Source organism: Vibrio sp. 10N.247.311.47 (assembly GCF_041467535.1).
Lineage (GTDB): Bacteria > Pseudomonadota > Gammaproteobacteria > Enterobacterales > Vibrionaceae > Vibrio > Vibrio crassostreae_C.
In genome coordinates this window covers 151502-172356 of the sequence record NZ_JBFSUR010000001.1, presented here as the reverse complement: position 1 = coordinate 172356, position 20855 = coordinate 151502, and the positions used below count along the sequence as shown (strand labels likewise).

Genomic DNA, 20855 nt, shown 5'->3' with positions numbered 1-20855 from the left:
TAGCGACCTCCCCCACCTCTATCATTTGGCTCAAGAAATCCAATTCCTGTATCCAAATATAAGGTCACTACCATGACTAATACATTCAAAAAAATGGCGCTTCCTGTTGCTATTGCGAGCACTCTACTTGCTTCTGGTTTTGCATCTGCAACGCCAACTGTAGAAGCGACATCGAAAGTCGGCCAAGAACTTCAGACGGCAAATGCTGCGCAATACCAAAACATTGATCTTGATGCTCGCTACAAGAGCGAGGTTCTATTCGAACACAAATCAAACATGTTCTGGGGAAAAGGCGAACGTATTCAAGTTGTTTCTAAAACAGGCGATTCTCTAGCTTACACTGCTGAGTCTGACCATGTTCACCCAATCCTCACCAAGCATGGTCGTAAAATGGACCAAGCAATCATCAAAGTAGATGACAACGTATATCTTGGTTACGGTTTCGGTCTAGATACACCCGTCATGATTGAAGGTACGGACGGCATCATCATTGTTGATCCAGGCGAGTCGGTAGAAATGGCTCAATCGGTTAAAGAGCAATTCCGTCAAATCACCGACAAGCCGGTTAAAGCAATCATTTATTCTCACAACCACATCGACCACATCTCTGGTGTGCGTGCGTGGGTGACTGACGAAGAAGTGGCATCAGGTGAAGTAAAAATCATCGCTGAAGAAGGCCTAACCGCTGCAGTGGCTAACTGGTCTTCAAACCTAGGTACTCTATTTGGTCACCGTACTTCTTACACAGGTGCTAAGCACGTAGAAGAAGGCGAGCACGGCACAGTAAACGACGGCCTTGGTCCACACTTCATGCAAGGTGCTATCTCGTTCATCGAACCAAACCTGCTTGTACCAAGCCAAAGCCACATCGAAATCGAAATTTCTGGCGTGAAAATGCACATCGAGAACGTGCCATCTGAAACTAAAGATGAGTTAGTGGTTTACTTCCCAGAACAAAAAATCCTGCACGCAGCAGAGGTTCTACAAGGCGAAAACTTCCCGAACCTACACACAATTCGCGGTACGAAATTCCGTGATCCAAGCATGTGGTTCAAGGGCATCGACGTTATGCGTCAATTCGATACAGAAATCATGATCAACTCGCATGGTCGTCCTGTTGAAGGCAAAGAAGCGGTAGCGGATGTACTAACGGCTTACCGTGATGCAATCCAATACACACACGACCAAACGATTCGTCACATGAACAAAGGTATGACGCCAGACGAGCTAGTTGAAGTGGTTAAACTTCCTAAGCACCTTGCAGAACACCCTTGGTTGGGTGAGCATTATGGTACTGTTGCACACGCTGTTCGCCAAATTTACGTAGGCTACAACGGTTTCTTCGAAGCCGATCCGTGGCAACTAGAGCCAATGGCTTATGAGCAGCGTGCTAAAGCTTTCGTAGAAATCATGGGCGGCCGTGATAACATCATCGACACAGCAAAAGCAGCGATGAAAGCAGAGAACTACACTTTTGCAGCGGAGATTCTTTCTTACCCTATCACGGTAAACAAAGATGACATGGAAGCGCGCTTACTAAAGGCACAAGCTTACAAAGCATGGTCTGCCGATCAAGTGAACATCAACTGGCGTAACTGGGCGTTGAATGCTGCAGCTGAACTAGAAGGTAATCGTGACTTCTCTAACATGATCAGTTTTGCTTCTGTAGACGTTCTAACTGCCCTACCAAGTAAACAAATCTTCGATATGATGACATCGACGTTAATCGCAGAGAACACGCTAGATGTGAACACTGCGCTAACTTACAACTTCTCTGATACCAACGAGTCATTCACTATCGAAGTGCGTAACGGTATTGCTCAGCTTCATGAAACGGCACTAGAAGGCGCTGATGTTCAAATCAACACTTCTCGTCAAGTATTGAACCAAATCTTGATGGCTGGTCCAAACGCTCAACAAGTGATTGGTACCAACATGCAGTCTGGTGCGTTTAAGTTCTCGAATGGCGACATTCAAGCCTTTGGTCTATTCATGAGCTACTTCGATAAGCCTCTTTCCCCTGAAGAGCTGATGCTTATCGTTCGTTAACTGACTCACGTTAGTTAAGGGCTCGCTAGGATAGCAAACGGATAAACATAGGGACCCTTCGCGGTCCCTTTATCTTTTGCTTATTATATAATTCAAACTCCTCCGCTCACATCAACTTTACTGATGGCGTGATGTGAAATATATACGTTCGACTCAAGGTTTCTAGATGCTAAAACGTTTCGCTCTGCTACTTTCACTCAGTTCATCTTTGGTTTTTGCTTGCGGCCTTCATCAAGATACCGGGTTTAGTTTGGTGACAGAGCCCGGTTCACTAGAGGTGTTTGGCAACGTAATCACAGCCAGACAAGACAATGAATTCAACAACCTCAATAAGCCAGATCACTTTCGACTCTTTGCCATCAAGGCTGCGCTTGCGAAACCCCACCCAAGCAAAATTGAGTTCAACTTGTTCGAAGCAATCAAAGGTCATTACAGCCAAGTGAAATTTGAGAAGGGGGTCGATGTCTCAGGCAGAGATACTTTGCCTACCGAGGAAGATCTATTACTGATTACGGAACTCGATGTGTTCGATGCGCTAGCAACTGGCACCATCTCTTGGGATCACGCGACACTAAACGGCTTAGTGATCATCAATGGCCCACAAGATAAACGAGAGCAGCTTGAAGATTGGCTTAGTGATATTTTTGAAGGGTAATAGCTTAAAGCGGGACAGATAAAAAGTCGTCAAACCCTCGGACTTCAGAACATTGAGGGTTCAACGACAAACTTAAATCAAAAAAGAGTAGGCAACGGAATCAACTCCAGCCCCAGCACACCACTGATGCTCATGACCACCAGCAGGGACACCTTAAACACCGTCTTTGACCACTGGATGTAGTTTAGGCAATCAACCTTACGAAACGTCACTTTAGTCCACATAAAACAGACTGCCGCCGACACCGCGAGGTATTCGTAGCCCGCTTCTCCGAGTAGGAACAGCGCCAACGAGACTGCGCCAAACGCCACCACATAGGCTTTCATGTGCTGATGCGCTTTGTCGACGCCCTCTTTCACCGGTAACACGGGAATGCCTGCATCTCGATAATCTTGAAGGCGAAACATCGCGATCGCGTACGAGTGTGGCATTTGCCATAAGCAGAACATCGCGAACAACAAAACCGCTTCCAAACTAATGTAATTAGTCACCGCCAAGTAACCAACCAATGGTGGAACGGCGCCCGAAATACTGCCGACTAAAGTGCCGTAAACCGATGTACGCTTGTACCACATGGTGTAGAAAAAGACGTAAAACACATAGCCAAGCAACACCATGACCGCAGAGATCGGATTAGCGAACTGAAACAGTAGCGCTGTGCCTGCCAGCAGTAAAACCAAGGCATAGACGAACGCGACGTCTGTATTGATGTTTCCTTGAACCAATTCTCGATTTTGTGTGCGCTTCATCTTTTGGTCGATGTCTCGATCAAAGATGTTGTTCACAACACAACCTGATGCAATCACAAGTCCCACACCCGCTAATGTTGTCAGTAACAACATCGCGCTGGCTGGTTCTGTTTTTGCGGCGAGGAAGAACCCCGCCGCAACAGAAATCAGGTTGCCGAAAATGATGCCCGGTTTGGTGATAGACAGATATCTTTTCAGCATACCCTAGCCTACAACTTCATGTTGACGTTCATGTTGTAGATGATCCATACCGAGCCAGCGATAAGAATCAATACAACAATGGCGGTAAACATCAGTGACACCAAGTTCCAACGCCCATCGGAAGATTTCGCTTCCATATGTAAGAAGTACTTAAAGTGCACAAAAATTTGCACCAACGCGCAGCCGAACAAGATCACGTACGTTTCTGTGCTTGGTAACACATGCGCCCACACGATGTAGAACGGAATAATGGTGAGAATCAGTGACGCAATAAAGCCTTTCACATAATCCGTTGCACCACTGTCTAGATGCTGTTCCATTACATCACCCCCATTAAGTACACGATGGTAAATACACAAATCCAAACGATATCAAGGAAGTGCCAGAACAAGCTCAAGCACTGGAAGCGCATCGACATGTTGTCGTTCAAGCCTTTGGTTGAAAGTTGGTGGTACGCCACCGCCATCCAAATCAGGCCAAACGTTACGTGCAAACCGTGTGTGCCAACCAAGGTAAAGAACGCAGAAAGGAATGCACTTTCTTGAGGGCCATAACCTTCTGCAATCAAATGATGGAACTCATACACTTCCATACAGATAAAGGCTAAGCCCAATACGAAAGTCACTTTGATCCAGCGCTTCAGTCCGGTCACGTCTTTGCGCTTCATCGCAATCATGCCAAAACCGAATGTGATACTACTGAACAGCAGCATCATGGTTTCGACAAACACGAACGGCAGTTCAAAGATGTCTTTACCTGTCGGCCCTGCAATTGATCCACTCTCAAGCACGGCATAAGTCGCGAAAAGCGTGGCAAACAGGACACAGTCACTCATCAAGTAAACCCAGAAGCCAAACAACTTGTTGCCCGCAGCTTCGTGGTGATGATCATGCGAATGTGCAAGATCATAAGTGTGTGACGGAGTATTAGCTTGCATACGTCGTCTCCAAGTCATCTTTATTGTCGTTATTATCACTATCAGCATCACCGTCAGCGCTGTTACCACGACCAGAATGATCGCCTTTCACTGACTGTTTTTTCGCTTCTGCAAGCTGCGCACGTCGAGCCGCTTCAATCGCTTTGATCTCTTCAACTTCCACGTAGTAGTCCACATCGTCGTTGTAGCTGTGTTGAATACACGTCACCACGATGCCCACTAAGCTTGCAGCCGCTAGCCACCAGATGTACCAGATCATTGCGAAGCCAAATGCCAACGCCCATGCAGACACATAAATGCCTGTCGGTGTGTTCTTCGGCATGTGAATACGTTCGTATTCTTCTTCCTGAGTTGGATCAAACTCGCCACTTTGCTTTTGATACCAGAACGAATCGATCTCATCGCCCTTAGGCAGTTTTGCAAAGTTATAGAACGGCGGTGGTGAAGACGTTGCCCATTCAAAGGTACGTCCGCCCCACGGGTCACCGGTTAGATCTCGGTTTTGGTCGCGGTCACGAACACTTACGTAAATCTGAACGAACTGACACACCACACCCATCGCAATTACGCCTGTACCTGCAGCCGCAACCGCCAGTAAAGGGAAGAACTCAGGGTTGATGTCTTGGCTCAAACGACGTGTCATGCCCATAAAGCCCAGAGCGTAAAGCGGCAAGAACGCCATCAAGAAACCGATGATCCAGCAGTAGAATGCGCGTTTGCCCCAAAGCTCGTTCAGAGTGAAACCGGTCGCTTTCGGGAACCAGTAACCAATCGCAGCAAAACAACCGAAGACAACACCACCGATGATTACGTTGTGGAAGTGAGCAATCAGGAATACCGAGTTATGCAGAATGAAATCTGCCCCCGGAACTGCCATCAATACGCCCGTCATACCACCCACGGTAAAGGTGATTAGGAAGCCCACTGTCCACATCATTGGTGTGGTGAAGCGGATACGACCTTTGTACATGGTAAATAGCCAGTTGAAGATCTTAACCCCGGTTGGGATAGAGATAATCATGGTCGCGATGCCAAAGAAGGCATTCACATTGGCGCCAGAACCCATGGTGAAGAAGTGATGCAGCCAAACCACAAACGCTAAAATAGTGATCGCCACTGTTGCCCATACCAGTGAGGTATAACCAAACAGTTTTTTGCGAGAGAAGGTTGCAGTCACTTCAGAGAACACACCGAAGATAGGCAAAATTAGGATGTACACCTCAGGGTGTCCCCATGCCCAAATCAAGTTCACATACATCATCACGTTGCCACCAAGGTCGTTGGTGAAGAAGTGCGTGCCGATGTATCTATCCAACGTCAGAAGCGCGATGGTTACCGTTAGGATTGGGAAAGAGATGATGATCAGGATGTTGGCACACAGAGATGCCCAAGTGAATACTGGCATCTTCATCATTGGCATAGAGGGAGTACGCATGCGCAAAATGGTCGCAAAGAAGTTCACACCCGTTAGCGTAGTACCCACTCCGGATATTTGCAGCGCCCATATCCAATAATCGACCCCGACTCCCGGGCTCGCCTCAATACCAGACAGCGGCGGATACGCCAACCAACCCGTACGGCCAAACTCACCTAAGCCAAGCGACATGTTGGTTAGGATAATACCCACCACAAATAGCCAGAAGCTCAAGTTATTCAGATAAGGGAATGCAACATCACGAGCACCGATTTGCAACGGCACGATGATGTTCATCAAACCGATAACCAAAGGCATCGCTACGAAGAAAATCATGATCACGCCGTGAGCCGTGAAGATCTGGTCGTAGTGATGTGGCGGCAAATAGCCCGTTTCACCGGCTGCAGAAAGCAATTGCTGGCTACGCATCATGACCGCATCAGCAAAGCCACGAACTAACATCACCATCGCAACAGCAATGTACATGAAGCCCAATTTTTTGTGGTCTACCGACGTAAACCATTCATTCCAAAGGTATTGCCACTTACCGGCTTTGGTTACCGCGTACACCACTAAACTGCCCACTAAAGCGATCATGGTTAACGTGACCAAAATAATGGGCTCGTGGTAGGGAATTGAGTCTAGAGTTAATCTTCCAAACATGACGATTATCCTTGGGTTTCCGGCAAACAGTTCATTGAACCAGGGTGCTGGGTCACGACATCAGTGAATAAAAATGGTGGGATACTTGAAAACAGCGTCACAGGCTCAGCCACACTTGGCGCGGCCAATGAACGGAACTGCTCCCAATCTTCGATGCGATCAGGGCTTGCTTTCACTTTCTCCACCCAGTTTAAAAACGCCACTTGATCAGGCATGGCCGATGCGGTGAATTTCATCTGAGAGAACCCTTTGCCACTGTAGTTCGATGCAAAGCCTTTGAAGTCACCTTCGTGGTTTGCAATTAAATTCAACTTGGTCACCATTCCCGGCATCGCGTAGATCTGCGAACCAAGACGCGGGATAAAGAACGCGTTCATGATGTTGTCTGAAGTTAGCTTAAACGTCACCGGTACATCTTTCGGGAACGCAACATAGTTAACCGTCGCAATGTTTTGCTCCGGATAGATGAACAGCCACTTCCAGTCCAGAGAGACCACTTCGATCACCATAGGTTGCACATCACTTTCCAGAGGCTTTGATGGCTCTAATTCGTGTGTTGTTCGCCAAGTGATGGTGGCTAGAATCGCGATGATGATGATTGGAATCGTCCATACCACCACTTCAATCTTGGTTGAGTGTGCCCAGTCAGGTGCATACTCTTCCGTGGTATTGCTCTCGCGGTATCGGTAAGCAAAGTAGATGGTCATCAGAATCACTGGGATGACGACAATCAACATCAGCAACAGAGCCGTGATAATCAGCTCTTTTTCCTGAACGCCAACGCTACCTTTTGGGTCGAGCAATGCGGAGTTACATCCTTCGAGCATCAGAACGGTTCCCAGCAAACCAATCTTCGACAAATTTGTCCTCGATAAAATGCGTTTATATCTTGAAGCTTCCATTAACTTTCTCGATGGTTATCCAGCCTCAGAACGAACGTCTGAGTACTGGTTGTCATGATCATTAGAATATTTATGTGTTGAGCATGTGAAACGCCGCATCTCAAAAAGCAATGCAATAAGGTTCGTTACTGCTGGGTTAAAACCACACAGAAAACATGACTTAATTGTTACACTTTGAAATACATTGTTACATTCGGCGCATTATGAAGAGTTGAAATTGAAAGCTCACCAAACAAACTTGGAAACTAACCTTCCATTTATGAAGACGAAAACTAAGAAGCAGTAAGCGATTAAGACACACATCAATAGCGTGCTACACAGATGGAGCCAGTACTGACAAGGGATTTAGAAAAAGTAGATAAACACTCGCTCACCACCAAAGCTCGGGGCAAGTTCAAGGTACATTAGAAAGAGCGAATAAATAGAAGTGTGACGCCCGTCAAAATTGTGAATTCACATACCATTTACAAGGTATTCACTGGTTAGATTATTCAAAACACCCACTCATTCACCAACAAGATAATCAAGCATTCATCTATGCACTAATGTGACGAATTGAAAGAATATAATGACTAACAGAAAGGATAATTTGACTAATTGAGGGCGTAATAGCGGTGAAAAGCACAACAAAAAGGTAGGAATTGGGATGAATTTATCGAGAATAACCACACCATAATCGAGCCAGATACGGCTCGATTATGGGCAATTAAAGAGTAGCCAAATTGAAGAGACGTTAAATTGAAAAACAGTTATGCCGCTTGAGTAGTCATGGATTTTCGCTGATTTCGAGTCATCAAATGATAAACCACAGGTACAAAGTAGAACGAGATAAGCGTGGTTAATACCGTTCCGCCAACAATCGCGACCGCGAACGGAGGCCAGAAACCACCGCCAGCGATGATCAATGGCATAAAGCCGCCAACAGTCGTTATCGTGGTTGAGCTGATATGGCGAGTACACGACATCACAGCTTCAACGACTGCATCTACATTCCCGGAGGAAGCCTCTTTATCGAGTTTCAATTCGGTCAAAATCACAATGGCCGCGTTAATCGCTAAGCCCGCAATCCCAAGCATCGCGATAATCACCGTAAAGCCGAACGGATAACCGAAGATCCATACCGACAACAGCCCTAGTCCACCAGCCAACCCTGCTACCATGAAGATGATGCTGCTCATTCGGAACGAGTTGAATGACATCACCACCACCAGCACCATCAATACCACCACGACTGCGACATTCGAGATGAGGCTGTTGACTGAATTGTCTCGCTCCGCTGATTCGCCACCAAAACCAATGGTGTAACCCGATGGCATCTCATAGCTTGCTAAGCGTTTTTGGAATTCATTAAGTACGGTTTGAGGTAAGACACCCGCTTCAATGTAACCCTCGATGGTATTCACACGCTGCCCGTTACGACGAGTAATCGCACCGCGACTGGTCGTCAATTCCAGTTCTGCCAGCGTCGAAACATTGATCCCTGTTGAGTAGACATCAGAACTGATTGGCAGACGAATATTGCTTAAGTGAACCAAGTTTTCACGCGCCTCATCTGCCACACGAACACGGATTGGTACCGACTCACTGCCTTCAATCACAGAGCCACTTTCACGACCTGTCAGAGTAGTTTGCAGCATACCTGCGAACTGGTTCAATGAAATACCATTCAGCTTTGCGGTGTCTTCATCAACCTTCAACCACACCTTCGGAGTACCTGGTTGCAGGGTTTCCCTTGTGTGCGTCACATGAGGAACACCCGCCAAAATCAATCGCACATCCTCACCAATCGCTTTCAACGTATCGAGGTTTTCACCATAGACACGCAGTTCAACGGGCGCGGTAAATGGAGGCCCTTGGTTAAGCTTACGTACCAAGATTTGTGCTTCCGGCACCTCTTCATCCAACACCTTTTGCAACTGTGGAATTAGCGCATTGGCTTGGTCAAAGTTCTCTGTTTTCACCATCGCTTGCGAGAAGTATGGCGCATTATTTTGCCTTGCTTGCAGGTTGTAATAGAAGGATGGGAAGTTAGCGCCCACGAGCCAATCAATGCGCTCCACTTCAAGGTAACGATGAATGATATCGTCTATTTTCTCAGAGGTATTCTTCGTCGCATAAATGCTTGCTTGCGGCGGCATGTACACCTGAATCTCAAACATATCTCGGTCTGATGGCGGGAAGAATTGCTCAGTCAGCTGAGACATACTCCAGTAACCAGTAAACGGAACCAACAACACCAAAGCAATCGTGATGATTGGATGCGTGACGCCAAAGCGAACAGAAGATGAGAACCAGCGCGTCAAAGCAGGAATTCTCAAACCCGTCATGTACCAATGGTGCTGCCCTTTCTTGTCGACATCACTGAGTTGTTTCGGCAGTAGCTTGGTCGCTAAACCTGCGATTAAGGTGTGCGAGATAATGTAAGAGCCGATCAATGAGAAAGAAACGGTAATCGCAATACCACCGACAAATTCACCCGATGCTCCCGGCATCAAGATAATCGGGGCAAACGCCAACACGGTAGTTAAGGTTGAGCCTAATAACGGCACCCATAAATGCTTCAATGCATTCATGGTCGCTTCAGCTCGCTGTTGTCCTTTCAAACGATAAGCTTGAATGGTATCGACCATCACCACCGCGTTATCAACCATGATCCCGAGCGCCACAATTAGGCCTGTCACCGACATTTGGTTAATCGGCACACCGGTCATTTTCATGATCGACAGGGTCAATAATGAGGTTAACGGCAGAGAAATGGCGACTAAGATCGCGGCACGCACGCCTAAAGTGACAAACAACACAATCAAAATCAGACCGAAACCGATCATCAAGCTTTTGCCTAAATCGTCTAAGCGAGTTTCGGTATAACCTTGCTGATTAAAGAGCACCGTCACCTTAACGTTACTTGGTAACTCTTGCTCAAATTTACCAATCAGAGCATTAGCTCGCGACGTCCAGTTGTCGACTCGCAGATCAGGATGCATTCTTGCCGCGACAATCACACCCGGCTCACCATCAATAATGGCAATCTGGTCTTGTGGGGTTTTCTCACCACGTTTCACAGAAGCAATGTCTTCCATACGGATGATGTGACCATTGCTATCAGTGGCTATTGGCACTTGCTTAATACGTTCAATAGAATCGAGTTCAGATTTAATTTCTAAGCCAAAGCGAGAATAAGCACTCACTAACTCGCCGGCGGAGTTCTTGGCGTCTGCCCCTTCGAGCGACTCAGCAATATTGGCACTTGAGCGCCCTAGAGCAGCGGCATCGGCCGTACGTAAACTGATTTGAATCTCTTCTTGCGGCATCCCGTATTCATCAACGAATTCAGTACCCGACAAAGTTCTTAGTCGCTTGGCGAGCTCTTTGGCATAACGGCCCAGCGTTAACCTATCAGGCTCGCCTGCACCAGACCAAGTTAGAGATGCGATGGTCGTGAAAGCATAGGTATGGTCGCTATCGAGATCAGGCGATTGAGCACCCGCAGGCAAAATGGATTCGATATCAGATAACTTGTCGCGAGCTTGGGACCAAACTGGCTCAGGCTCGGTGATGGTGTCATTCAATTCTAAGGTGACAATAGACACGCCCGGTCTTGAGGTTGAGCTCACGAGTTTAACTTCACTCAGCTCGCGCAGCTTGTTCTCGATAACTTCTGTTACCAAGGTTTCAACACGCTCGGCACTGGCTCCGGGGAAACTGGTAGTAATGTTCGCGTAACGGTTGATGATTACTGGGTCTTCTGCACGTGGCAACGTCATGAACGCAGAAATACCACTCACCATCAGCAGTGCGGTCATCAAGATAAGCAGTCGAGTGTTGGAAATAGTCTCTATTATTTTCATACTATTACCTACTCAGCCGCACTGACTGGTTTCACGATTTGGCCCGGAACTAAGCGATGTAAACCACTGGCGATGACCTGTTCACCGTCTTCAATCGCCCCACTCACGTACGCTTGTTGATTGTTGGCAAACAACACCTGAACACTTCTACGTTCAACCTTATTGTCTTCACCAATCACAAAGATGTTCCACACACCGCGCAATCCATCAATCAAACTCGTTAATGGCACCCAGTAACCTGAGTCATCAATCTGCTCATCAAATTTAAGGTAGGCAAGTTGCCCTTCCAATACCGATGATTGTTCAGGGAATAGGTAACGCAAACCGACACTGCGAGATTGGGTGTCGACCATTGCGCCGGGATTCAATAGCTCCACGGCATAATCTGTTCTCCCAACTCGGATGTTAGGCGAAGAAAGTGAGGTGACTTTTTGCATTTGGTGAGCAGGAATACCGATGAAGGCCTCTTTGCCCTCAGAAGCGAGCAGTGTAAGAGTTGGATTACCCACATTCACCACATCTCCGAGCGAAACAAAGCGCGTCGCGATGGTTCCAGAATAAGGCGCAAGCACTGTCGACTTCACCAATTTCAGTTCATTGCCTTTTACCGATGCATCGATGCGCAACAAGTTCGCCTGCAATACGCGTTGCTCACTGGTGAGAGAATCAATCTCCGCTTCGGCACTGAAGCCTTTCGCTTTCAATGAACGTTGACGTTTAAGGTTCGCTGCCACCAAACTCAATTGAGCTTTGACTTCTTCAGCCTGCGCTTTCAGTTGGCTAGACTCGGTTTCCAAAAGTTGGGTATCCAGTCTGATCAACGGCTGACCCGTTGTGACTGTGTCACCGACATCCACCAGAATCTCGTTTACTTTTCCGGCCAACTCGAAACCTAAATTGGCCTGTTGACCCGCCTTAACCACACCGACATATTCGCGTTGTACTGCATAAGAGGAAGACAGCGCCAAGGCCATCGTTTCCACGGTTAAAATAGTTTGGACGCTCGATGCCGTTTCAGAGGTTGAATCAACCGACTCTTGGGCTTGTTCCTTTTCGCCACATCCAACAAGAAAAGCCGACAACGCCACTGCCACTGCGCTTCCCTTCATCAATTTATACATACGTACTGTTCCTATGCGGTACTCAATTATGTTCTTTTTTTAGACTAACCAAATCAAACTAGACTGTCTAGTTTGATTGTGTTAAAAATAAGTTTCATCGTTAATGATTGATAAAACCATCACAAAAAGCATAATGCTTAGCGTAAAACGAGACACATAGAACTGAGCACCAACAGGCACCAAGCAAAGAGACAAACTAGGTAACGAGACAACACTAAGTAACGAGAAGCAAGCACGTGACTAAAATCATCAAGAGTGAACAGAAGAGATCGCAGATCTTAACCGCAGCCAGCCAACTTTTCTCTGAACATGGCTTCAAGATCAATATGGACCAGATAGCCAAAGCAGCGAACGTTTCTAAGCAAACGGTCTACTCTCACTTTAAAAACAAAGACGAACTTTTCGAAACCTGCATGCAAACCAAGTGTGCGGAGCGAGAACTCAGTCCTGCTGCCTTTGATATGGATGCTGCGGTGGGTGATGAGTTGGTGAAATTTGGTGTGAAGTTTCAGGATTTATTACTTGATGAACAATCTAGACAAACCTTTCAAAATGCCATTAGCCAAGCGAATACGCATCCAGAGATCGCCTCTATCTATTTAGAAACTGGGCCTCAGAAAACCACCAAGTTACTTGCTGATTATTTGCAGTCGAAAATAGACTCTGGTGATCTCACACTGTCGACATCAAGCTCGCCAGTCATTGCAGCACGCCAACTGTTGCTGATGTTTCACGGCAAATCGGCGTATTGGGGATTCTTCGGACACGATAGCGGAGAATCTGAAGAAGAAAGACTTCACTACACTCGCGAATGTGTCGCGCTATTCTTGAACGGCAACCAGCCTCGTTAATCTTAGAATATTTAACCGTTAGCTCGCATTTGAAGCTGACTCAAGAAGTAACTCATAGAAACGTTGAGCAGCAGGGCCTGTCTTGGCTCCTTTTGGTAAAGTCAGGTGCAGCGGAACGTGATACCCACTGCCATTTTCGACATTCAACACAGTGAGCTTGTCGCTACCTCGACTTTCAACAATGTGCTTTGGTAGTCGACAATAACCGACTCCCTGCTCTACCGCGCCAAACGCATGATCGAAATTATCCACCGTAATGCGCTGACTCGACTTCAACCAACCCACATCCTGTTTGTTCCCTTGGCTTTTAGTGCCTTGATTAGATCGTGTACCTAAATCTCGCACCACAATTTGCGGCAAAGACGACAGTTGATTCAACGACACTGAAACGGCACTTGCTAACGGATGTGAGCTAGCAACTACTGGCTCCATCATCGTAAAACCAAAGGCTTCGGCTGAGTAATTAGTAATAGGCAAGTTGATGATAGCCACATCAGCCAGTTCTTGAGTCACCATTTCCGTTGTTTTAGACAGAGACGTTTCAATCACTTGTATCGATGTGGTGTTGTTCTCCGTCAAAAATGTAGCCATTGGTTGATAAAGGCGTTCAAGGCAGCACAAGTGATCAACAGCAACCACAATTTCAGACTCAACACCTTTCGCTAGCTGTTCACTGATCAACTCTAGCTCGCGAGCTTGTTCCAACATACTGCTTGCACGGCGCAACAGTGATTTCCCATCCTCCGACAATACCGCCCTACGACCTTCAACCTGCACTAAAGTCACGCCTAATTGGTCCTCCAATTTTCTCAGCGCATAAATCAGCGTGGTGTGGCTCTTGTTCAATTGCACTGCCGCCGCCTGAATGCTGCCTGCGCGGTCAATCTCGTAAAGGGTTTGCCATTGGTCGAGGGTGGTTTTCAATCTCATCGGTCTAAAATCCTGACAGTTAATAACTATATTATGAACTTTTCTGTCTGTTTTTTACAGGTAATATCTATTCCAACAGGCAATCAAGCCCCCTACGTTTTGCGAAATGACCATGAGTCTCAGCGCAATACCAAGTAACTGTTTGGAGAAATAACCATGAAATTATTACAAGTCGATTTTGAATTTAGCGGCCCATTTGGTGAAGAGATGTCAAACGCCCTCGTTGACCTAGCAAAGTCTATTAACAACGAACCGGGCATGATCTGGAAAATCTGGACAGAGAACGAAGCTGAAAAACTGGGCGGTGGTGTCTACCTTTTTGAAGACCAACTCAGTGCAGAGACTTACCTAGCGATGCATAGCGCTCGCTTAAAAGAGATGGGTGTCGACGAAGTACGTGGGGTGATTTTTGACGTCAATCAGCCATTAACTACCATTAATAAAGGCCCAATCAACGGTTAATCAAACTTGTTCATTCGCTGAATGACAACAAAGATACTGAATAGCTAAGTCGCTAAGTAATAAATAGAGAGATACGTAATGAACAACAAAACTTTTCTTAGCCTACACGGCATTATTTACGCAGGGTTTGCCATCGCACTGTTTTTTATCCCAACGGTAATGTGGCCCATGTACGGCGTGGAAATTAATGATAAGTACGCTTACTTTCTCTCTCAACACACCAGTATCTTTTTGGGTGGTATCGCAGCGATAAGCTGGTTGCTTAGAGACATTGAACCTGGCGTGTCAGCTAAAAAGCTCATCCAAGGTTTGGTGGTTACGAATATGCTCGGCGCTATCATCACATTGTATGCGGCGTTTACAGGAATCTTTGTTGGCTTTGGCTGGAGTGATCCTGCGTTCTTCCTGTTTCTATCAATACTGAGCGTGTTGCAGGTTCGCAAGCAAGCTTAACCAATGAGTTCAGATAGCACAAACAAAAAAACACTCGGTATATGCCGAGTGTTTTCGTATTAAATCGTTAACTTTAACGTCAGGCTATGAGCGACCAAGCATACGACTTAGCGTGCCATCTTTATCGACAAACTGATGCTTCAATGCGCCTAATACATGCAGAGCAAGTGCCACCATAATCAGGTTCACTGAATTGACATGAACAAAAGAAGCCGCAGACTGTAACCATTCGGTTTTTTCACCAGCAGCGATAAGCTCGAAACCGAACACGTCTAATGCACGCCCACCAGCAACACTCATCACAGCACCAGAAATTGGCATCGCCAACGTCACCAACAATAAGAAGTGGTGAACACTTTTCGCTGCGATTTCTTGTGCTCTCGTCAATACGGCAACACTCTCAATTGCGCCCTCTTTAAAACGCAATACCAAGCGTGAAAGTGCGACAACTAAAACAATCAAACCCAACGATTTGTGTAGCCCCATCAACTCACCTTTTTCGGGGCCTCGCGGCATACCTTCAAATTGAAGTCCAATCACAAACACGACAAGGAACAAAATACCGGTAAGCCAATGGAAAAAAACAGTCTTTTTCGATAACGAATTACTCATAATGACCACTTTATGTCTCTAAACTTGATGCTATTTTCGCCTAATATCATTACGTTTTATAGGGTAAATACGTAAAGTTAGGTAAAGACAAATAGAAGCCAGAAATCGTTATTTTGTGTGCTCTACAAAAATCAACTTGTCAGTGTTGAAGCCACGCTCTTTAGACATGCTTTTGAACTTCTCCATCACCTCTGGCGCAACTTCTGGTGTTCTTGAAAGCAGCCATAAGTAATCGGTGTCAGGGCCAGAAACAAACGCGTACTGGTATCCCTCTTTGTCCAATTCAAACACCACATAAGCACCGTAGAAAGGGCCAAAGAAAGACACTTTCAAATAGCCTTGTTCAGAGCCTTCAACGAAGTACGCTTTTCCTTCCGCTTCGTTCCACTCACCCTCTTCGGCAGAGTATCCACGGTTAATCACCTTCACGCCACCATCATCACGCAGGCTGTATTCAGCGCTCACATTACTTAAGCCGCGCTCAAACGAGTGATCCAAACGAGCCACTTCGTACCATTTCCCTAGGTATCGTTCCAACTCAAACTGTTGAACAGGCTTAACCGTTTCGGGCATGCCAACACAACCACCCAATAAGATCACGCTAAGCAGCAATAATATTTTTTTCATCCTAACCTCGACTTGTTTTTATTAGTAATGCGAGTAAGTCTCGTGAAAACATAAACTTACATCCTTGGTAATACGTTAAATCCATTTTTATAGTTCACTTAACTGTAATTTATTCAGAACCTTATGTGAATCGTTTAGTCTGCGAATGGATTCGTAATCCTTTATTCATGAGCTGTATTCCCACAACCACCTCAAAAGATATTGGAATTACATGCAAACAAGAGAGCAATCAAGGACACTTTATTATTAAAAATTCACGATATGATTCTGGCCACTCGCTTTCTATACTTACTAAACAGTGGAACATGGAAGACATAATAATGAATAACAAGCTCACTCTGTCACGCACTGCATGGATAGCATTACTCGCAAGCTTATCGGCCGTAGCGCCGGTGCTTGCACAAGCCAACACTATTGTTCAAACACAAACAGCAGTTCAAGCGCAAACAACTGTTAAAAGCCAAAGTGCTGACCAAATTTTTACCAATGCAGATATATATGGGCATCGCGAGTCAGACTCGATCGTTACCCACAAAGGCAAGATCATCTTTATCGGTAACCAATCACAGGCGCAAACTTTTCAAGGGCAAAGCACTGATGTCATTGATCTAGACAATGCCTTTGTCTTGCCGGGGTTCATTGACAACCATAACCATGTGTTTGAAGCCGCCTCAGAGCTGGGTGGCAATTGTGAACTCGACTCTGAAGCAACATTAGAAGAGCAAATCCCCTACTTAGAAGCGTGTAAGATCAATGCTGATACCGATGGCAGAGGTTGGCTAATGGGTTATGGTTTTTCTTTAGAAGCAACGCTCGATAGCGACTCTGAATACACGCCACTAGAGATCATCGACAGTGTCTTCCCTAATCGCCCCGTGGTGCTTATGGAGCAGACTTCACACTCGATGTGGGTCAACTCAAAAGCACTAAAAATCGCTCGAATCAGCCAACAATCTTCAGACCCACAAGGCGGTGTTTATTTAAAAGACCAAGACAGCGGTAAGCTCAATGGCATCTTATTAGACAATGCTGGCGATCAACTGATGGAGATGGCTTGGAACAGACAAAGCGAACTGTTTGAGCAAAGCTACCAAGGGTTAATGTTCGGGCTTGAAGAAGCGGCAGCCCACGGCATCACTACCATTGGCGACGGTCGCATGTATTGGAAACGAAGTTGGTATGACGTTTGGCTAGAGGCCGAGCAAAATCAAGACTTAACGGCGCGTGTATCGCTGCGCCCTTGGGTGTATCCATCGATGGCAATGCCTTCTCAATTAGAAGTCTTTGAGAAGATGTATTCCGACGATAAAAGCCGTCTGTTACTTGTCGATCAGGTGAAAATGTACAGCGATGGCATCTTCATCAACGGCACCGCCAAAACACTCGCGCCCTACTTAGATACTTATCTGCCCCAGTCTCCTAATGGCTTGAACTATATTCCACCAGAACAAATGAAGGAGTGGCTAACTGCGCTCGAGAAAATCGGCTTTAGCGCCCACATTCATGCCATTGGTGATGGAGCGGTTCGTGAATCTCTTGATGCGATAGAAAGTATTCGCAAACAAGGTTCAACCAAACCCTACACCCTAACCCATGTCGAATTAATCAATGATGAAGATGTGCCACGCTTTCGCCAATTAGACGTGACCGCAGATTTCCAAGTCGGCTCTGATTACGTTGCAAGGCATCAACACCAATGGGCCGAAGCTTTTCTTGGTGCTCGCCGTGCCAAAGCCATGATGAACCTCGACGCGATACTCAAGACCGACGCGAATATCACCTTAAGTAGTGATTGGAATGTACACGACATCAACCCTTTGGTCGGCATCGCGAACAGCTTAATCATGGGCAAAACCGGCCTAACTGATATTTATACCGCGATTGATGCTTACACACTCAATGCCGCCAAAAGTCTTGGAATTGAAGACGTAACAGGTTCTATTGAGGTGGGGAAATCCGCTGACTTCGCCATTCTCGAACGCGACATCACCACAGTGTCAGCAAGACAAATCGCTAAGACTCAGGTGTTGATGACGGTGTTACGCGGGGATGTGGTTTACGAAAAATAAAGCCAATTAGCGTATCGAATTGGTTATCGCAACTCAAACGAAAACGAGCCAGCTTATTCAGCTGGCTCGTCTGTTATTCACATAGGTATTTTATGTTGTGTTACGCGTTGGTCTCTTTAAGCGCTTTCACATTTGAATCTTGTTTGTCATCCAGAGCAAAGTAGATCTTCGATACAATCACTTCAGCAACCAGAATCGTAAATACCACCGCGAAGAACGCGACAACACCGCCCCAAGGGCCTGTAAAACTCACCTTATCTCCGAACAGAAGGTTAATCGCTTCTAGCATCACGAATTTTGAGCCCACCAAAATGATATAAGTGGTGATTGCTCGGTAAACCTTAGGCGCGGTGCCCGGCTTGCTTTTGAAGTGCTCGGCAATCTTGTGCTCTAAACCAATAGAGAGCTTCAACAACAACGCCGCAATCAAAGAAATAGTGAAAGATTCAATGTTGACGAAGTCCCAGTACTCATCGAAAAAGTTAAGCACTACTAAGTCCACCAGCACGGCTAACGTGTAACCTACGAATAGACGTTGTGGAGTGTTGAACCCGTAAACTTTGCCTGATTTAGTCATTCTGTCTCTCTCTAATTTGATAAGTAGCCTTGATTTGAAATACATCTTAGCGTTCGAATCGAAGCAAAACTTACCATTTCATGACACTACTCAAAATCATTCACAACACAAATGAATCGTCATAGTGTCTTCGCCCCTCCACCTTCAATAATCCTGATCGCCCACGTATCACTGTAAAGTAAAATGGCACTCTCGAGTGATCTGCTACTACCAAGTAACCTGCCACTACCAACTAAAGAAAGAATAGCGACGCTAAATGGATGACCTTTATTTAAGCAATGAGTGTGTTAATTGAAATCTTGCGTCCAATAAGACATCTTCGATGCATCTGACTTACTGGCTTTGTATCCAATCCCCATCTTTGTGTGTCGGCTATTCATCACGTTTTGGCAGTGACCTTCGTGACCAGCCCAACTATTAAGACCGGCATTGTTAATTTGCCCATCACTTCGTGGACTGGTGTAACCGAAAATAGGAATCACAACCGAATTGGATGAGAGGACAAACGCATTCTGACCAGAACTGTTCACAACAAAGTGACCTTGAGCATCTCTTCGGTACTGCTCATCTGAGTTCAACTGGGCATTACTCGCCGTATTATTGTCCCAAGCGATAGGAGCTGCTGGTGGGTAGTTACCACTCGAAAACGATGAACCAAAGGCATCACAATAACGTTGTGTCGACCTCGCACAATTTGTCGAGATAACAGATTGGTACTTGATACTGTTCTGACTTAGATCTTCTGGAATATTCACAATTCGGCACCATTTTTCATCGGCAACGCCTTGACCGGGCATCCCCCAAATCGCACCATTCAATAATTGATTTGTATCTAGTGAAGCGAAATCGATGAGAGTGTCGCTATTAAGCTGACCTAGATCCAAATCGATCTTTCCAGATGAAGTGTTCAACTCAAAGATCGAGGCCCCAACCTCCTTAGCTGCTGCGTTAATTTTGTCGCGCTGTAATAATTCCCACGAATCACCAAACCGCTCTTTTGACTGCTCTCCATAAGCTTGAGCGATAAAATCGTAAGTAGGTAAATTAGACTCTGTGCCGCTCCCATCTTTGGAAACTACGCTGCCAACGGTTTTAAATTCCAACGAACTGTCGAACACCGCATCGTTAAACACATACGATCCCAAGAGCTCACTAGAACAAGAGTTACTTTGCATATCGTATCGATATTCAGAAATTGTACCGTCCACAAGTAACTGATGATCCTTCCTTTGCGCGCTTAATCCTGTGGTTTCGTAACAGTGCCAATCGTTAACAAAGTTGCTGCCATTATCGATAACGATTGTTGGTACAGCGATAGTCACATCAACCTCCTGAGTATCTCCACTCTTGAACGCAGGCAGCTCATTTTTGACGGTAATAGATGAGAAATTTCTGATTGGATCCGTTTCTTCGATAAAACCTTCGATCGCAAAAATCATATTGTTGCTAAGAGCTTTAATGTCAGGCTGCTGAGAGGTAGATGATGAGCCGGTATTACTTGGATTACTTGGATTACTTGGAACATTAGCGTTATTAGACGTTGTGCTGTCACCTCCTGATGAACTCTCTCCACCACAACCCGTAATAATCAGTGCTAGAAGGGCGACTGCCGAGATATTTTGTTTTTTCATGAGTTAATCCTTAAGCATATATTTTTCTTGATGTAAGGATGTTGCCTCATAGAACGAACTTAAATTTCAGACCAATGTCAGAGCCCCTAAATACTGACACCGAT

The 20855-nt window shown here is 45.9% G+C and carries 18 protein-coding genes; 6 read left to right on the top strand and 12 right to left on the bottom strand.

The features are described from left to right. Nucleotides 1-72 precede the first annotated feature (72 nt). Both AB6E51_RS00730 and AB6E51_RS00725 read left to right on the top strand, forming a co-directional pair. The gene (locus AB6E51_RS00730; RefSeq protein ID WP_372058575.1) at nt 73-2049 is read left to right on the top strand and encodes an alkyl sulfatase dimerization domain-containing protein; all 1977 of its coding nucleotides are present in this window, start codon (nt 73-75) and stop codon (nt 2047-2049) included. Between the two features lie 166 nt (nt 2050-2215). Continuing rightward, complete coding sequence (locus AB6E51_RS00725; RefSeq protein WP_372058576.1) at nt 2216-2704, top strand: hypothetical protein; 489 nt, start codon at nt 2216-2218, stop codon at nt 2702-2704. A 77-nt stretch (nt 2705-2781) separates the two neighbouring features. Here the strand turns inward: AB6E51_RS00725 and cyoE are convergent, their stop codons facing one another. The 7 genes from cyoE to AB6E51_RS00690 form a co-directional block, all read right to left on the bottom strand. Beyond that, the gene (gene cyoE, locus AB6E51_RS00720) at nt 2782-3654 is read right to left on the bottom strand and encodes a heme o synthase (RefSeq protein ID WP_004736301.1); all 873 of its coding nucleotides are present in this window, start codon (nt 3652-3654) and stop codon (nt 2782-2784) included. Nucleotides 3655-3662: 8 nt separating this feature from the next. Further along, complete coding sequence (gene cyoD / locus AB6E51_RS00715; protein ID WP_004736302.1) at nt 3663-3974, bottom strand: cytochrome o ubiquinol oxidase subunit IV; 312 nt, start codon at nt 3972-3974, stop codon at nt 3663-3665. Beyond that, complete coding sequence (cyoC, locus tag AB6E51_RS00710; protein WP_010439790.1) at nt 3974-4591, bottom strand: cytochrome o ubiquinol oxidase subunit III; 618 nt, start codon at nt 4589-4591, stop codon at nt 3974-3976. The genes cyoD and cyoC overlap by 1 nt, the downstream gene beginning before the upstream one ends. Beyond that, nucleotides 4581-6668, bottom strand: coding sequence for a cytochrome o ubiquinol oxidase subunit I (gene cyoB / locus AB6E51_RS00705; protein WP_372058578.1), 2088 nt, complete (start codon nt 6666-6668; stop codon nt 4581-4583). Before cyoB ends, cyoC begins: the two co-directional genes overlap by 11 nt. Nucleotides 6669-6673: 5 nt before the next feature. Next, nucleotides 6674-7570, bottom strand: a complete 897-nt coding sequence (cyoA, locus tag AB6E51_RS00700) for a ubiquinol oxidase subunit II (RefSeq protein ID WP_081326284.1) — start codon at nt 7568-7570, stop codon at nt 6674-6676. A 749-nt stretch (nt 7571-8319) separates the two neighbouring features. After that, complete coding sequence (locus AB6E51_RS00695; protein WP_372058579.1) at nt 8320-11418, bottom strand: efflux RND transporter permease subunit; 3099 nt, start codon at nt 11416-11418, stop codon at nt 8320-8322. Nucleotides 11419-11426: 8 nt separating this feature from the next. Then, nucleotides 11427-12539: an efflux RND transporter periplasmic adaptor subunit gene (locus tag AB6E51_RS00690; RefSeq protein WP_372058581.1), complete on the bottom strand. Its 1113-nt coding sequence runs from the start codon at nt 12537-12539 to the stop codon at nt 11427-11429. 236 nt (nt 12540-12775) lie between these two features. On the opposite strand from AB6E51_RS00690, the gene AB6E51_RS00685 reads away from it, so the two are divergent. Continuing rightward, nucleotides 12776-13390, top strand: a complete 615-nt coding sequence (locus AB6E51_RS00685; RefSeq protein WP_004736309.1) for a TetR/AcrR family transcriptional regulator — start codon at nt 12776-12778, stop codon at nt 13388-13390. A gap of 18 nt (nt 13391-13408) precedes the next feature. On the opposite strand, the gene AB6E51_RS00680 is transcribed toward AB6E51_RS00685, so the two are convergent. Continuing rightward, nucleotides 13409-14320, bottom strand: coding sequence for a LysR family transcriptional regulator (locus AB6E51_RS00680; protein ID WP_372058583.1), 912 nt, complete (start codon nt 14318-14320; stop codon nt 13409-13411). 156 nt (nt 14321-14476) lie between these two features. Here AB6E51_RS00680 and AB6E51_RS00675 point away from each other — a divergent pair, with 156 nt between their 5' ends. Beyond that, a complete protein-coding gene (locus AB6E51_RS00675) occupies nt 14477-14782 on the top strand; it encodes a monooxygenase (RefSeq protein ID WP_108086737.1) in 306 nt (101 codons plus the stop codon). Nucleotides 14783-14860: 78 nt separating this feature from the next. Beyond that, the gene (locus AB6E51_RS00670; RefSeq protein ID WP_372058585.1) at nt 14861-15235 is read left to right on the top strand and encodes a hypothetical protein; all 375 of its coding nucleotides are present in this window, start codon (nt 14861-14863) and stop codon (nt 15233-15235) included. Nucleotides 15236-15319: 84 nt separating this feature from the next. On the opposite strand, the gene AB6E51_RS00665 is transcribed toward AB6E51_RS00670, so the two are convergent. Next, on the bottom strand, nt 15320-15847 hold the full coding sequence (locus AB6E51_RS00665) for a cytochrome b (RefSeq protein ID WP_372058587.1): 528 nt from the start codon (nt 15845-15847) through the stop codon (nt 15320-15322). A gap of 108 nt (nt 15848-15955) precedes the next feature. Beyond that, on the bottom strand, nt 15956-16474 hold the full coding sequence (locus tag AB6E51_RS00660; RefSeq protein WP_102429133.1) for a lipocalin family protein: 519 nt from the start codon (nt 16472-16474) through the stop codon (nt 15956-15958). 320 nt (nt 16475-16794) lie between these two features. Between AB6E51_RS00660 and AB6E51_RS00655 the strand changes: the two genes are divergently transcribed. After that, nucleotides 16795-18543, top strand: a complete 1749-nt coding sequence (locus AB6E51_RS00655; protein ID WP_372058588.1) for an amidohydrolase — start codon at nt 16795-16797, stop codon at nt 18541-18543. A 100-nt stretch (nt 18544-18643) separates the two neighbouring features. On the opposite strand, the gene AB6E51_RS00650 is transcribed toward AB6E51_RS00655, so the two are convergent. Continuing rightward, on the bottom strand, nt 18644-19120 hold the full coding sequence (locus AB6E51_RS00650) for a hypothetical protein (protein ID WP_372058590.1): 477 nt from the start codon (nt 19118-19120) through the stop codon (nt 18644-18646). A 287-nt stretch (nt 19121-19407) separates the two neighbouring features. After that, nucleotides 19408-20751, bottom strand: coding sequence for a CAP domain-containing protein (locus AB6E51_RS00645; RefSeq protein ID WP_229648056.1), 1344 nt, complete (start codon nt 20749-20751; stop codon nt 19408-19410). Nucleotides 20752-20855 lie beyond the last annotated feature (104 nt).